This is a genomic window from Moorena sp. SIO3I6 (assembly GCF_010672095.1).
This window is the reverse complement of sequence record NZ_JAAHHU010000032.1, coordinates 1-14104: the sequence shown is the minus strand read 5'-3', so window position 1 is coordinate 14104 and position 14104 is coordinate 1. Positions and strand designations below refer to the sequence as shown.

Here is a 14104-nt window from a genome sequence, read left to right as displayed (position 1 = left end):
GGTATTAAGCATTATACCGGATAGCGCTAGGGATTAAATACGAAAACCTAACACCTAACACCTTATCCTAATTTTCAAAACTAAATTGACAGAGTACTAGGATTGCGATTGCAATCCCTAATTTGAGTTAACTAATTTGAATTAACTTTGCATCACTATGAAACTGAATACACCAGCACTTGGAATAAGAGCAAATTGGCTCGAGAAGTGGATGCCGATCGGCCTAATTTTACTAGTCGCTACTGGGTTGTACCTATATCAACTCGGCACAGAAAGCTTATGGTACGATGAACTATTTAGCATTAACAAAACCCAGAGTGGGATATCACTGCCTCCGAAGAATCTGACACGTCCCTTTTATTTCATGATTCTCTACATTTGGATGCAGTTTAGCACTAGCACCGTTTGGTTGCGTGGGCTATCTGTGATTTTTGGACTAGGCAGTGTCTTCCTAATCTACCTGTTGGGTCGTCGCTTAGCTGGAAAGCCAGTTGGCTTGATTGCCGCCCTGTTACTAACCCTCTCACCTCTGTTTATCAACCATGCCCAAGAGGTAAGGATGTACACCCTAATCCCCTTCTTAAGTTTGGGGGGTACCTTGGCTCTAGCTCATGCCCTTGAAAATCCTAGGTTTGCTGCCATCAACTGGTGGGCTGTGGGCAGGTTTCTAGCCCTTGTGACTACTCCGGTTAGTGTGACCTTGTTTCTGCCAGATCTGGTATTAATTGGATGGCAGTTCCGTAATCAAAAGCGCCGATTATTTGCCTTTGGGATTAGGCTGCTGCTGATTGGGAGTTGTTGGCTTCCTTTAGTATCAGCAGTTAATGATTCTTCCACTAAATTCCTCAAAGGTTGGGTGACACAGTACCCAAAACCCAACATGATCTTAATTGTCTCTGAAGTCACCCACTTGACAGTTTTCTGGCCATTGAGACACTTACTAGGGTCAGGCATCAGTGCCAACGACCTGATGAAACAGCTCAATCAGCAGTCTATCATGGACTGGCTTGTGGAGCATGTATTAACCTCAAATATTGTACCTTTGCTCTATTACATGGCATATACAGCCATGGCAATCGGCTTGCTTGCTATAGCTCTATTGAGCAGGCACCCCTCAACAAAACTCTGGTGGATTAAAGTGTGGGCATTATTACCTGCCGGATCTATCTTATTGATATCCTATGTTTCCAGTTCCATATGGAAAGCTCGCTATCTACTAATTGTATCCCCCTATTTCTTAATTCTTCTAGCAGCAGGCTTGATGCAAGTTTGGCGTTGGCAACGTCGGGTGGCTGTTTTAGTAACTTTGCTCTACGCTATAGCAGTGGGTAGTGGTCTAGTGCATTACTACACAACGTTGTATCGTGTAGCAGGTGGTCCGCCAACTTGAGACTTTTTGAATATATAGCAATTTTCATAATCATGAGGTACACAGTCTTTTTAAAGACTCCCATCCATACCAGCGCCCGTAATCACAACTAAACAAACTCTTAACCCTACTCCCTAATCCCTAAAACCTACTCCCTAAAACCTAGAAATTTGTACCTCACCAAATTGATAACTGCTCTATTAGCGTTAATCGGTGGCATCCTGATGGGACTGACACCATCACCAACAGAAGCTTGGCCCCTAGCGTGGATTGCCCTAGTGCCGCTATGGTTCATAGTCGTCAGGGGTCAGAGTATTCGTGGCAATGCTTTATCTGGTCTGATCTGGGGTATCGGTTATCACGGTTTAGCTCTATCTTGGATTACTGGTATTCACCCGATGGATTGGATGGGGGTACCATGGCTAGCTAGTATTGCGATCGCATTATTCTGCTGGATATTCATTACCCTCTGGGGAGCACTCCTAGTAGCTGTCTGGGCTATAGCAATCTCTATAACTCAATCAATTACAGCAAGTTTCGCCCCCCTAGCCCCCCAACTTTGGGGGGTTCTTGAGTTAAAGTCCCCCAGAATTGGGGGATTTAGGGGGCTTGCAGCTAAAGGTAATGAGGTCAATTCATCTGAAAACCGCTGTAAATTCCCATCCACCAAAGCGACACAACAACGTGATATAAATCCTGATATAAATCCTGATATAAATCTCCCTATCCCCACTCAAAACTATTTTCTTTTAACCTCCTGCTTGCGGGTTCTAATCGGTACAGGCTTGTGGTGTGGCATAGAAACCCTGCGGAGTATGAGTCCCCTGTACTGGTCTTCCTTATCCTATACCCAAAGTCCCCATAACCTGATAATTTTGCACCTCGGTCAATTATCCGGTCCGATAACAGTTACAGCAGCTATTGTCGCCGTCAATGGTTTAATAGCTGAAAGCGGATTAACCCTTAATCAGTTTAACCTTAATCAGTTGAAAGTTAGCAGGTTGAAAGTTAGCAGGTTGAAGGTTGGCAGGTTTAACGTTGGCAGGTTTAATGTTGGCAGGTTTAATGTTGGCAGGTTTAATGTTGGCAGGTTTAATGTTGGCAGGTTGAACGTTGAAAGTTATCACAACAACCTTGAACCTTCAACCCCTACAAACCTTGAACCTTCAACCCCTACAAACCTTGAACCTTCAACCCCTACAAACCTGCAACCTTCAACCCCTACAAACCTTGAACCTTCAACCCCTACAAACCTTGAACCTTCAACCCTTTTGGGTATAGCAATCGGTTTATTAATCAGCTTACATCTGCTCGGATGGTTACTGTATAGCAAACCAATTGAGCAATCAAAAGATTCTGCTATTAACGTCGGTATTATTCAAGGAAACATCCCCAATGAAATCAAACTTTACTCCGCTGGCTGGCAGCGTGCTATAAAAGGTTACACTACTGGATACCAGACATTGGCAGATCAAAAAGTAGACGCAGTGCTAACTCCTGAAACTGCCTTACCTTTTCTTTGGGAAGAACAGGTTCGTACTGTTAGTTCCTTTTACTCAGCAATATTAGATAAAGGGGTTTTAGTTTGGGTAGGAGGCTATGGGCAAAGAGGGCGTAGCCTTACCAATAGTTTGTTTACTGTCACCGGTACTGGTGAGACCTTCAGCCGTTACGATAAGGTCAAATTAGTGCCATTAGGAGAATATATTCCTTTTGAAGAATTCTTAGGACGTTTAATTGATCGACTATCCCCTCTTGATGCTCACTTAGCACCAGGTAAACCTGACCAGTTAGTAGAAACACCCTTTGGTCAAGCAGTGGTAGGAATTTGTTATGAGTCAGCTTTTCCCGACCACTTCCGCTATCAAGCTGCCGCTGGTGGGCAGTTTATTATCACTGCATCCAATAATGCCCATTACAGTAATACTATGCCTGCCCAGCACTATGCTCAAGATGTAATGCGCTCCATTGAAACAGATAGGTGGACAGTTAGAGCAACTAATACCGGCTATTCGGGTATTGTAGACCCCCATGGCAAAACACTATGGCTATCCGGGATTAATACCTATGAGTTGCACGCAGATACGATTTATCGACGACAGACTCAGACGTTGTATGTGCGCTGGGGTAATTGGTTGACTCCGGTGTTATTAGGGTTAGGGGGAATTGGCTGGTTGGTGTTGGCTTGGTTTGGAGTTAGTGTTGGCTTGGTAAATTAAACAGCCTTGCATTTAATTTGCCTAGACAAGCTAGTGATAAACATCTAGTGGTTTTGCTGCGGTAAGCTTCAAGGTTTCCGGGGCTCAAATAACTACTTTTGTACCACTAACCACCATTAGAGCAACTTCAAGTTTTAGATCGTTTTCGACCAATAAACCTATAGTAGGGAACTTTCAAGCCAGGTAGAAATGGTAAATTTCCCATCTTTTCTTTCAAAGACACAGTATCAAATTTATGATGCAAGTAGCCTAGGCGATTGGGACAAAGAAAAACGTTATCCGTGGCAAACCAAATCGGCCAGAAGTGACGAGCTAAAAACGAATGACGTTGCAATCCTTCAGGGGGATGTTTGTGAGACACATAAAAATCCACAACCCCGATCATTCCCCCTGGCTTCAAACTCTTTTCAGCTTGCTCAATCGCCGCAAACCATTCGGGAATCATGGTTAAAGAATAGGAAAAAGTGACGATATCCGCCACCCCTTCTGGCGGTAAAAATTGAGTGATATCGGCTTCGACAGTGGTTACATTTGTCCAGCCGTGATCGGCTATTCGCCCTCGCGCCACTTCCAGCAGGGAAGGGGACAAATCCACAATGTAAATTTTACTAAACTTAGAGAGGCGATTAGCAATGGATTCCAAATTCGACCCCGTACCCCCCCCGAAGTCAACCCAGACACAGCCATTGCTATCGCTATCGGCAAGGGATTGATAAAGTTCTTCTCGTCCTTTTAGCAAACGCCTACGAAAGCGATCGTAATCCGTTGATTGAGTACGATAAAAGTTTTCCAATCGCTCTTGATGGCTATCCCCTCGGATCGGTTTGGCTAGATGATAAACCGTTTTGAGATCGCTAATCAAGTCGGATAAAACGCTCATTTTTTCTCTTCCCTCGCCAGTGGAAATAGTTTTAAGCAGTCAGCAAATCAGCTATGTAAAAACTGCCGTAGGTCTGGACGCGATCGCGTGGGTGCAATTGGTCAGCCAATTCAGTATTGTACATCAATAAGTCTGATAAAAATCGGTCTTTACCGCCATAACGCACTTGCACCGAATCAAGGTATTCCACTTTGAATCCCCCACTGCGAAACAAAATGCGAGTTTTATCACTGGCTCTAGTCAAAATAGCTTGCCATTCTTTTTGCAATTCTTCGTGATTATACTGACTCAGCCAGTCCATGTGGTCGAGAAGCACGAAGCGAGAAATTCGAGCTTGACAATTTTCCAGAAAGTTGGTTATTGTGCTATTTTCAACCTGAATGCGATCCACTAACCCAGATTTTAGGCGCAGGAAATTTTCTTCCTTTAAATATTGGGGACAGCAATCGGGGGAATATTCTCCATTCAGAAAAACTCGCCAAAAATAGTTATCTTTAATCGGGATCCGAGTAAAGACATTTTCGCAGCGTTGGCGTACAAAGGTCGCGATACTACCTTCGTCGAGATAGCGTTCCATCTGTTGACGTTGTTGTGCGGGAACACCGAGCATCCACAGGACTAAATCGCTATTGAGGAAGCGATAGAGATAATCTTTCCAAAAGACCGGTTCGATCTCGCGCTGGTAAATTTCCTGCCGTTCTTCTGGGGTTTTGGCATTGAGAATAGCATCGAAACTGGGGCGAATTTTCAGGATGCGATCAATGTAGTAGTTGATAGCCAAAGCAAAATTACCCGTAGTTCCTCGAAAATAAAACGAGCGTCTGCTGTCGAATAATTTAGTTCCTTGTTTGTCCCAATACCCTTGCGAGGGTAAAGATAAATGGGAGCGCAGCTTTTGAGTATAAATCTCGTTAAACTGCTTCAACCTACCGCGACCGAACAATTGAAAAAATTGCTCGAAATCCAGTTCTCGAATCGCCGCAATTTTGAGTTCGAGCAACGCATTTTGTTTGGGATTGACATCGATAGCGTAAATTTGTTTGGGTGCGTCGAGAGCGTATTCCAAAGCATTGCATCCCGCAGAGGTAATGACGACAACGGTATCGTCAGCTGGCAAGTTTAAGGCAACACGATCGAGTCTGGGATCTTCCCAGCAGGTAACGTAAACGAGATTCTGCTGATGTACCCAACTAAAACCAATATATCGCCAGATATCTTTGATTGATTGCAATTTTGATAACACAGTTTAACCCTGACTAAATTTCCAGTAATACGGGAGCCTCAAAGCATCCAAAAGTAACTGCTTCTTTGGGTGTTTGCTGGCAAGCGAGAACCGAGCCATCGATTGATCCTGCGATTTGTAAGGCTTGGGTTACCAGTTCCGAACAAAATATTCTTTGTATGTTCTGGCTATCAGAAGGAACCAAATATCGGTTAACTTTCAGCCAAGCTCCGATGGACTTCCAGCAGCTATACCTGACTTGGCGCTCATGAAGGTTCCACAGCCAATTTTGCATTTTATCGATCCCTTCCGAACTTAATGGTTTTGCCAAAGGAACCCACCAAGCTTGTCCGTAGTTTCGATAAGCATTGAGCCAATTCTCCAGGTAGTGAATTTGTACTCCTGGTTTACATTTTTGGTTTCTAAAATCCGGCAAACTTGTGTAACTTGTGGACTCAGCGATCGCCACCTTTGCGTTCCCGTTCGCTTCCAGATCGGAATCCAGGACAATCGCCGTATGACTGTAATCACTTCCAGTGAAGTATCGAATCAGAGCAGCATCGATCTTCAGTCCAGAAAAAGTAATCAGATCTCCTGGTTTAAATGGATAGAGAGACTCAATCAAATTTTGGGGTGGGCTAGGGCTAGGGCTTGTCAATCTAATTGAATCTAACATCGACTTATTCAACTCAATGACAGTAAATGTGAACTCGAGAGTCAACCTCAGTTTCGATCTCGATTCATTTTTTTTTGACAGAGTAATTCTAGCCTATAGTGGTATTTTTGTGAAATAATGATTGTGATTGTGTTCGGAATAACGTGCTGTTGGATCGGATGGAACACTGACCCCTCAACCGACCTAAATATCACAAAATTTCCGAACTGCTGCCCAAATCAACGCCATCACATCCCGCAAACCGTGTTCGCTCTGCAATTCAACCAATTGCACCCAAGGGCGCGTACTGGCATAATCACGACTCTCGATGATAGGAATCACGTCATCATAGCACCCATGTAGAATCAAAGTAGGTACTTGTCGCCCTAGCTCCAAAGCCTCATACTGACGGGCATCTTCTAGAAACTGGTAGTGCAAGGGAAGCTTTCGGTTTTCTCGGTAATGATAAATCTCTAGATATCCCTGGGAGCGCCACTGATTGAGCTGTTCTGCTCCTAATTTGGGCAACCAATGGCGAAGGAACCCAAATGCTGGTGCTAGTAGAACCAGTCTCTTGATTTGTGGATTGTTTTGTGCTATACATGCAGCGGTAAAAGCACCCAAACTAGAACCGATTAACGTGACTGGTGTTCCATCTAAAGGCAGTAATGCTGCTACTTGACTAATCTGGCGACTTATTGTTAAATGATTAAAGTCATCTTGATTAAGGTCAGGAATTGTTAGAGAGACCTTCAGGCGAGTAAAAGCTTGCTGTAGATACACCGCCTTGGCTGATTCAGGGCTAGATGCAAAACCGTGTAGATAAATAAATCTCAAAATCCTTATCCTTTGTGTTTCTACCTAATCGGATAGAGGGTTTTGCTGGCGGCGCTGTTTCATCAATTGAGCAAACTGGATGCGTTGTTCAGGAGTCATCACCTCTCGCATCTGCAACATACTCTCAAAGCGTAACTTTCCTAGCTGCTGGTTCAATACTTGAACTTGTTGGTATTGAGTGCGGATAGTTTCTCTGTCAGCTGTACCCACCATCAAATCACTTAATGTCTGCTTGGCTTGACTCATTTCCTGACGAAGATCTATAATGGACTCTTCATACTCTATCCTAATGGAATGTAGCTGCTTCCTTTGCACGTGGTTGAGATTCAGTTCCCTGACTAACCTATCCTTAATTGATTTTGGGTGTTGTTGACCCTCAGGGTTGGGAATCAATTGAGAGGTTACAGGGTTGGAATTAGCTACAGCAGTGCAGCCAGTCAGGGTAACCATGAGAAGTGACAAAATATAACCTGGACGTAACAGCATGGAAGTTACCTATAAATGTCTTTAATTTAAAGTTTGTAAGAAATATTGAAGGTTTAAAATTCAACTTGAAGGTTGTTCGCGTAGCGTGGCCGAAAGGCCAAGGTTGAAGGTTGAAGGTTGTTCGCGTAGCGTGGCCGAAAGGCCAAGGGTGAAAGTTGTTCGCGTAGCGTGGCCGAAAGGCCAAGGTTGAAAGTTGTTCGCGTAGCGTGGCCGAAAGGCCAAGGTTGAAGGTTGAAGGTTGAAGGTTGACAACCCACTTTTACCTTGCCATAGCCGTTGGCTAGAGCCAACCTTTTAACAGGTCAAACCTTATCCTCTATAGGAGATCCTGAGGTGATGGTTCCTACTATGCGCATTTATTGTCCAGTATTGGCTAAGATCATCCAATCAGCTGGTGGAGTATGAATGACATTGCTCACCGATGTCTCTCCCACAACTCCATGCCAATTTTTCTCTAAGAAAGCTTCTAGAGTGGTTAAGTTGTGGGTGTGGTAAGCACTCCAAGCCATCAGTAAACCAACAGCGATGGCTGATGGAAGTAACCAAAGCTCTGGTTTACGACTAGGCGGTGGGGATTTAGCGATCGCATTGATTACTCGTTCCTCCAAGTCAAATGCTGCTGGTGGAGGAGTAGGTCGATGTTGGCGCAGAAATGCTTGCCATTGTTGGTCATCAGGTTGAAACTGAGTCATGGCATCTCTCCTTGTTGTTGGATGATATATTTCCGTAGGGAAGTTCGAGCGTGGAAAAGACGAGACTTAACCGTTCCGATAGCTATGCCCAAAATTTTAGCAACTTCCTTTTGTGGCAAATCCTCTAAATCATGTAGCACCAGCACAGCACGATGGTTCAAGCTCAGTTGCTGCATTGCTTGTTGAATAATGTCCTGATAGTGCAACTGCATAAGATCGGGAGTGTAGGAAGACTTGGCATTTTTTAGGGGTAGATCAGCTGTGTCCTCTGGAAGTTGAAGGTTGAAGGCACGTTGCCGTTGCAACTTGCCCCGCTGATCCGATGCCACATTCCAGCAGATGCGGTAAAGCCAGGTGGAGAACTGTGAAGGTTGCCGTAGTTTTGGTAAGCCTTTCCAAACTCGTAGGAACACCTCTTGTACTAAATCATCAAGAGCATAAGCACCACATAGCTGATAGATAGTTGACCTGACCCGCTGCTGATAGCGTCGGTATAGTTGGCGAAAACTCTGCTGGTTCCCCTGTTGGCACTGCAATACCAACTCTGTGTCTGTGCTGGTTGTTTTTGCAGCAGCAGAATCTTCTTTGGAAGCCTGGGCTGATCTGACTGACAACTGTGGGTTCTCCCTCACCGCTTTGTTTTCCTATGTTATTTAGACTCACTGGCCAACAGAATGGTTCAATTTGGTAAAAGTTTAGCCAGAAATGGAGCCAGCGGGGGTAGGGTGACCGGGTTTGGGTTAACTCGGAAGATAGAACAGTAAACAGCTCCAGGGATTGCTGGTCTTACTGACACAACCATCGGTCGCAAAACCCTACCCCCTAACCCCGTTTGCCCTACACCCAGTCAGCCCCTTAACTTTCTTATAATCACAAGAAACACGGAAAATTTGCAGATCTTTACCAACTCTTTAATGTCGAGGGACTTTTGATATGATTTACTTGTATTATTATTTCAATATAATTGGTTATTTCCATATATAGGTTGCATCTGACGGATGGCAGGTTTGGTAGCTAATCGGCCCCAATACCAAAAATTATTTTATTGTGCAATCTACCTAGGGGGAGTCCCTTAAGAACTTATGGAGTCTAGAAGTTCTATAGATATCGATATTAGCCAATACTTACTACTATTGAAACGTCGTTGGCTGCCAGCGGTTGCTATTTTCCTATTTACAGTTATCTCAGCGGCCTGGTCTACCTTGTTTCTCAAGCCTTCCTATGAAGCTGAAGGAAAACTACTGTTTAAAATAGACCGAACCCCTTTCTTGACTGGGTTGGGGGAGGAAATTGAACAGTTACGCCCTCTGGTTGATGCCCAGAACCCTCTGAGTACTGAAATTGAGGTGATTTACTCCCACCCGCTTCTGCAACAGATCATTGATCAACTCAACCTCACTGATAACGAAGGTCTACCTTGGGAACCGGAAGCCCTCAAAAGAAAGCTCACTGTCAAAATTGTGGGTGGCACCGATGTGGTTAGGCTTTCCTACAAGGGTAAGAACTCAGAAAAAGGGGCGGCGGTGATCAATCAATTAATGAGGCTTTATATAGAGAATCAGATCCTATCCAAAAAGTCGGAAGCAGCAAAAGCCCGTGAGTTTATTACTAACCAACTTCCTCAAAGTGAAGCCAATGTCAGGCAAGCAGAAGCTGCTCTACGCCAATTTAAGGAACGCAATCAGGTTGTATCCCTCACAGAAGAATCCAGGTCTTTGGTAGCGGTGATGGCTGACTTAGACAGCCAAATTACTACAGTTCAAGCTCAACTTGAAGAAGCCAATGCCCAAGCTGCTGGCTTGAGAAACCAGGTGGGTCTTAATCCCCAGCAGGCAATTGCTATCAGTGCCCTGAGTCAGTCTACTTCCGTACAGGGCGTACTCCAAGAACTGCAAGAGGTTGAGCGGCAATTAGCGGTTGGGAACAATCGTTACGGTAAAAATCACCCGGTCATGATTCGGCTGACCAAGCAGCAAAGCTCCCTCAGAGGTCATTTACAACAGCAGATTGATCAAATACTAGGCTCACAGAGTCTGGCTGGTACTCAGATACAAATTACTCAAGGGCTTTTAGAAGTTGACCAGCTCAAACAAAAACTGATTAGCGATTTTATTGAATCAGAAGTCAAACGTCGAAGTTTAGCAGAAGGATTAGCAACTCTTGCTAAGGCTAGAATTGCCTATGAACAACGGGTCAATGTTCTTCCTCGGTTGGAGCAAACTCAGCAGCAGCTCGAACAACGAGTCCAAGCTGCGCGCTTGACCTATGAAACCCTGTTGAAAAATCTCAATGAATTAAAGGTCGCAGAAAACCAAGATACCGCTAATGCTCGCATCATTGAGCCAGCAATAGTCCCTAAAAAGCCCTTAGGTGATAAGAAAATAAAGGTGTTGGCTCTAGGGGTGATGTTGGGGGTCACACTGGCCACGACTGCTGTTTTGCTCTTGGAAATGAGAGACCGCTCTATCAAAACTCTCAAAGAAGTCAAGCAGTTATTAAGATATCCTGTGCTAGGGGTGATTCCAGTTTTCAAGCACAAGAAGCTATCCCGTCGTCGGGATGACCTATTTTTCGGAGGGGAATTGCCCGTAACAGACCAGCCTCATTCCATGGTGAGTGAAGTCTACCGGATGATTCAAGCGAATCTGAAATTTCTCAGGTCTGATCACCCACTTAAAGTTATTGTAGTCACTAGCTCCGTTTCCAAGGAAGGCAAATCTACCGTATCAGCAAACTTGGCCGCTGCTATGGCTCAACTGGGGCGTCGGGTTTTGCTGATTGATTCCGATATGCGTCACCCCTGTCAGCATTATATTTGGCAAGTAATGAATGTGGCCGGTTTGAGCCAGGTACTGATTGGTGAAGTGCCTCTAGAGCTTGCCATCTGTCAAGCCATGGAAAATCTTGATGTTCTCACTGCTGGGGTAATGCCTCCTAATCCTTTGGCACTCCTGGATTCAAAGCAAATGGCTTCCCTGATTGAGGAATGTTCAACCCAATATGACTTTGTGATTATTGATGCCCCACCCTTACTTCTGACTGCTGATGCCCTTTGCTTAAGTCCAATGACTGATGGCATGTTGTTGGTGGCTCGACCAGGTGTGCTGGATTTTGCTAATGCTAATGTGGCTAAACAAATGTTAGATAGTTCCGGTCAGACGGTTTTGGGTTTGGTGGCTAATGGTGTCATTCAAAAAGATGAATCGATTGGTTACTTTTACCAGTCACAGGAATACTTCGATTATGGCTCAGTCAGAAGATTGGCACAGCGTAAAGCTGAGACTCAAAAAACATCGAAGGTTTCCCGGAGATGATTTAAAACTATGACTTATGACTAATCGCTATTCCCGAAAATAAAACAATATAAATTAATGATTTAATTTCCTGGATTAATCCAGACTATAACTAGAATAAAACCCTATTGTTTGATTAGTTACCTATTTTTTATTAGTTAACGCCCTTAGGAAATAACTACTTAAATTATTCTTAGTGAGAAATGAAACATTATATCAAATCCGGTTAATCACTTCCCAACCAAAATAATCCCTGGATGGGAATCGGGAATTACTAATCGGTAATCGTCAACTAGGTAATGATAAATTAATAATTACCAATTAATAATTACCAATTACCTGCTCCATAAGATGATGATTAGTCAACCAGACCTGCTCTTATGGATTAGCTTTACTTATATATAAAATCTAGAATATTACCATGAAAACCCCTGTAATTGCTATTGGACTGGATGCAGCTGACCCGCTATTGTTGGAGAAGTGGATGTCCCAAGGACATCTGAAGACCCTCAACAAAATACGGCAACAAGGAATCTATGGTCGCCTGAACAATACCGTTAACTACAACAATAAGACAGTTGAATTTTCATCCACTGAACCCTTGTGGGTAATGTTTTCTACCGGTTGTTTACCAGATAAAACCGGTTTTTGGGATACCATAAAATTTGATCCAGAAACTTATAAAGTAGTCTGCGACAAAATTTATAGTGGATACGATTATAAAGAGTATAATCCATTTTATGCCTTAGGGAATGACTACCGGGTTGCTGCCTTTGATGTACCAGTATCAGGACTGTCAGATCAAATTAATGGCTTACAAATTTTGGGTTGGGGGGGACATTATCCCTTTGTGCCAAGCCATTCCCAACCGCCGGAATTATTGCCCAATATTATTGCCCAATACGGCAAAAACCCAGTGCTCCATAAAGATAATGGTCGCTGGTGGGATCCAGTTTATTTTAAATGGATTCAGCAAGCTCTAAAAACTAGTATCTCCACTCGCTCAGAGATTTGCCGGGATTTACTTCAGCGTGAACCGTGGGACTTGTTCGTGACCGCTTTCGGTGAAACTCACAGTGCTGGTCATGACCTGTGGGACCGCAGCCAACCAGATCACCAGCTCTACCCTTACCAGAGCAAAAAGAATGGTAAGGCTGGAGACCCGATGCTGAAAATCTTTGAAGCGGTGGATGATGCGATCGCAAAAATTATCGCTGCTGCCCCTAAGGATGCCTATATCTTGTGTTTCGCAGTTCATGGCATGGCTGCCAATGTTACAGATTTGATGAGCATGATGTTCCTGCCAGAATTGCTCTATCGGTATAACTTCCCTGGCAAGTATGCCATTACTCCCAGCAAAATCGGAGTCACTCCCCCAGCACCAATTACTCGTCCAATCCGCAACTCTTGGCCAGGGGAAGTATGGCGAAAGATTTATGAACCCAATCCCATTAAGCAGTTGTTCAACACCTGGACCCATAAAGCCTTTTTACAATCTGGCCAGCACGGTTTACTATCTCCTTATCCCCTCATGAAGCACAAGGTGCAATTGGGTTGGATGCCAGCTACTCTATATACTCCCCTCTGGCCCAAGATGAAAGCCTTTGCTTTACCCGCCTTTGCTGATGGACATATTCGCATCAACCTCAAAGGACGGGAACGAGATGGTATTGTTGACCCTTCCGAGTATGATGCTCTGTGCGATAACCTAACAGACTTCCTTTATCGCCTTACCGATGGCAGGACAGGAGAACCATTAGTTAAACAAGTAGTGCGCACCCATAACGTCGCCACAGATGATAACCCCAAACTGCCAGATGCTGACCTAGTAGTCGTATGGCACGAGTGTCCCACAGATGTAGTTGATAGTCCTGATGTGGGACGCATTGGTCCAATTACCTATAATCGTCCTGGTGGTCACCGAGCCAGAGGCTTTTTGATGGCAAGCGGACCAGGAATTACCCCCGGTTCTAGTTTGCCAGAAGCTCATCCTGTAGATATAGCGCCAACCATCTTGAGGTTGATGGGAGCACCGATTCCGGACTACTTTGATGGCAAATCTCTACTTAGTCCGAATTTATCTATCTCAGCCTGAGATATAAATCAAACCTAGGGATAGGGTTTAATTTCCCTATCTGGGTAATTCCTGAGCCTCTTAGATTCAGCCGGTTTAAGGGTGTGGATGCACTCTTAGCTGGCCAGATGCTATTAAGTTTAAACAATTTCATTCATTGCTTTAAGCTGTTGTGCATTTAAATTCAAAACAGCTTAGCAACTTTTACATACAGTATTATGAATACAAATTTATAATTACAATTTTTCAATATAAACCAGGGTTCATGAGAAAACTGTTGGCATTTTTTGAACCAATTTTCACTACTGTTTCCTTGGTGCTCTATTCAGGAGGAGTACTCACTGTAATTTTATCAGGAGGCAGAAGTGAGGGGGATG

General features: G+C 44.1%; 12 protein-coding genes. 4 read left to right on the top strand and 8 right to left on the bottom strand.

From position 1 onward, the window contains the following. The first annotated feature begins 157 nt into the window (after positions 1-157). Together F6K49_RS11920 and lnt are read left to right on the top strand one after the other, a co-directional pair. Positions 158-1390: a glycosyltransferase family 39 protein gene (locus F6K49_RS11920; RefSeq protein WP_293082221.1), complete on the top strand. Its 1233-nt coding sequence runs from the start codon at positions 158-160 to the stop codon at positions 1388-1390. Between the two features lie 203 nt (positions 1391-1593). Continuing rightward, a complete protein-coding gene (gene lnt / locus F6K49_RS11915) occupies positions 1594-3588 on the top strand; it encodes an apolipoprotein N-acyltransferase (RefSeq protein WP_293096904.1) in 1995 nt (664 codons plus the stop codon). 127 nt (positions 3589-3715) lie between these two features. Here the strand turns inward: lnt and F6K49_RS11910 are convergent, their stop codons facing one another. The 8 genes from F6K49_RS11910 to F6K49_RS11875 form a co-directional block, all read right to left on the bottom strand. Further along, positions 3716-4468: a class I SAM-dependent methyltransferase gene (locus tag F6K49_RS11910; protein ID WP_293067014.1), complete on the bottom strand. Its 753-nt coding sequence runs from the start codon at positions 4466-4468 to the stop codon at positions 3716-3718. A gap of 31 nt (positions 4469-4499) precedes the next feature. Further along, positions 4500-5711, bottom strand: coding sequence for a BtaA family protein (locus tag F6K49_RS11905; protein WP_293096797.1), 1212 nt, complete (start codon positions 5709-5711; stop codon positions 4500-4502). Positions 5712-5724: 13 nt separating this feature from the next. Beyond that, positions 5725-6366 (bottom strand): hypothetical protein, encoded by a 642-nt coding sequence (locus F6K49_RS11900; protein WP_293026499.1) that lies wholly within the window; start codon positions 6364-6366, stop codon positions 5725-5727. A 183-nt stretch (positions 6367-6549) separates the two neighbouring features. Next, positions 6550-7182: a YqiA/YcfP family alpha/beta fold hydrolase gene (locus tag F6K49_RS11895; RefSeq protein WP_293026497.1), complete on the bottom strand. Its 633-nt coding sequence runs from the start codon at positions 7180-7182 to the stop codon at positions 6550-6552. 24 nt (positions 7183-7206) lie between these two features. Continuing rightward, positions 7207-7668: a Spy/CpxP family protein refolding chaperone gene (locus F6K49_RS11890; RefSeq protein WP_293026495.1), complete on the bottom strand. Its 462-nt coding sequence runs from the start codon at positions 7666-7668 to the stop codon at positions 7207-7209. A gap of 53 nt (positions 7669-7721) precedes the next feature. Further along, positions 7722-7958, bottom strand: a complete 237-nt coding sequence (locus F6K49_RS11885) for a hypothetical protein (RefSeq protein ID WP_293096790.1) — start codon at positions 7956-7958, stop codon at positions 7722-7724. A gap of 66 nt (positions 7959-8024) precedes the next feature. Next, entirely contained in the window at positions 8025-8360 is a 336-nt protein-coding gene (locus tag F6K49_RS11880; protein WP_293026491.1) for a hypothetical protein, read from the bottom strand. After that, positions 8357-8992, bottom strand: coding sequence for a sigma-70 family RNA polymerase sigma factor (locus F6K49_RS11875; protein WP_293096783.1), 636 nt, complete (start codon positions 8990-8992; stop codon positions 8357-8359). Before F6K49_RS11875 ends, F6K49_RS11880 begins: the two co-directional genes overlap by 4 nt. Positions 8993-9442: 450 nt before the next feature. On the opposite strand from F6K49_RS11875, the gene F6K49_RS11870 reads away from it, so the two are divergent. Both F6K49_RS11870 and F6K49_RS11865 read left to right on the top strand, forming a co-directional pair. Further along, positions 9443-11674 carry a polysaccharide biosynthesis tyrosine autokinase gene (locus F6K49_RS11870; protein ID WP_293096776.1) on the top strand — a complete coding sequence of 744 codons (2232 nt, stop codon included), beginning with the start codon at positions 9443-9445 and terminating at the stop codon, positions 11672-11674. 400 nt (positions 11675-12074) lie between these two features. Further along, on the top strand, positions 12075-13748 hold the full coding sequence (locus F6K49_RS11865; RefSeq protein WP_293026485.1) for an alkaline phosphatase family protein: 1674 nt from the start codon (positions 12075-12077) through the stop codon (positions 13746-13748). Positions 13749-14104: the final 356 nt, after the last annotated feature.

Bases quoted from the DNA above. Each gene is read 5' to 3' on its own strand.
- F6K49_RS11920 (WP_293082221.1), top strand. From the start codon at position 158: ATGAAACTGAATACACCAGCACTTGGAATAAGAGCAAATTGGCTCGAG.
- lnt (WP_293096904.1), top strand. From the start codon at position 1,594: ATGGGACTGACACCATCACCAACAGAAGCTTGGCCCCTAGCGTGGATT.
- F6K49_RS11910 (WP_293067014.1), bottom strand. From the start codon at position 4,468: ATGAGCGTTTTATCCGACTTGATTAGCGATCTCAAAACGGTTTATCAT.
- F6K49_RS11900 (WP_293026499.1), bottom strand. From the start codon at position 6,366: ATGTTAGATTCAATTAGATTGACAAGCCCTAGCCCTAGCCCACCCCAA.
- F6K49_RS11890 (WP_293026495.1), bottom strand. From the start codon at position 7,668: ATGCTGTTACGTCCAGGTTATATTTTGTCACTTCTCATGGTTACCCTG.
- F6K49_RS11880 (WP_293026491.1), bottom strand. From the start codon at position 8,360: ATGACTCAGTTTCAACCTGATGACCAACAATGGCAAGCATTTCTGCGC.
- F6K49_RS11870 (WP_293096776.1), top strand. From the start codon at position 9,443: ATGGAGTCTAGAAGTTCTATAGATATCGATATTAGCCAATACTTACTA.
- F6K49_RS11865 (WP_293026485.1), top strand. From the start codon at position 12,075: ATGAAAACCCCTGTAATTGCTATTGGACTGGATGCAGCTGACCCGCTA.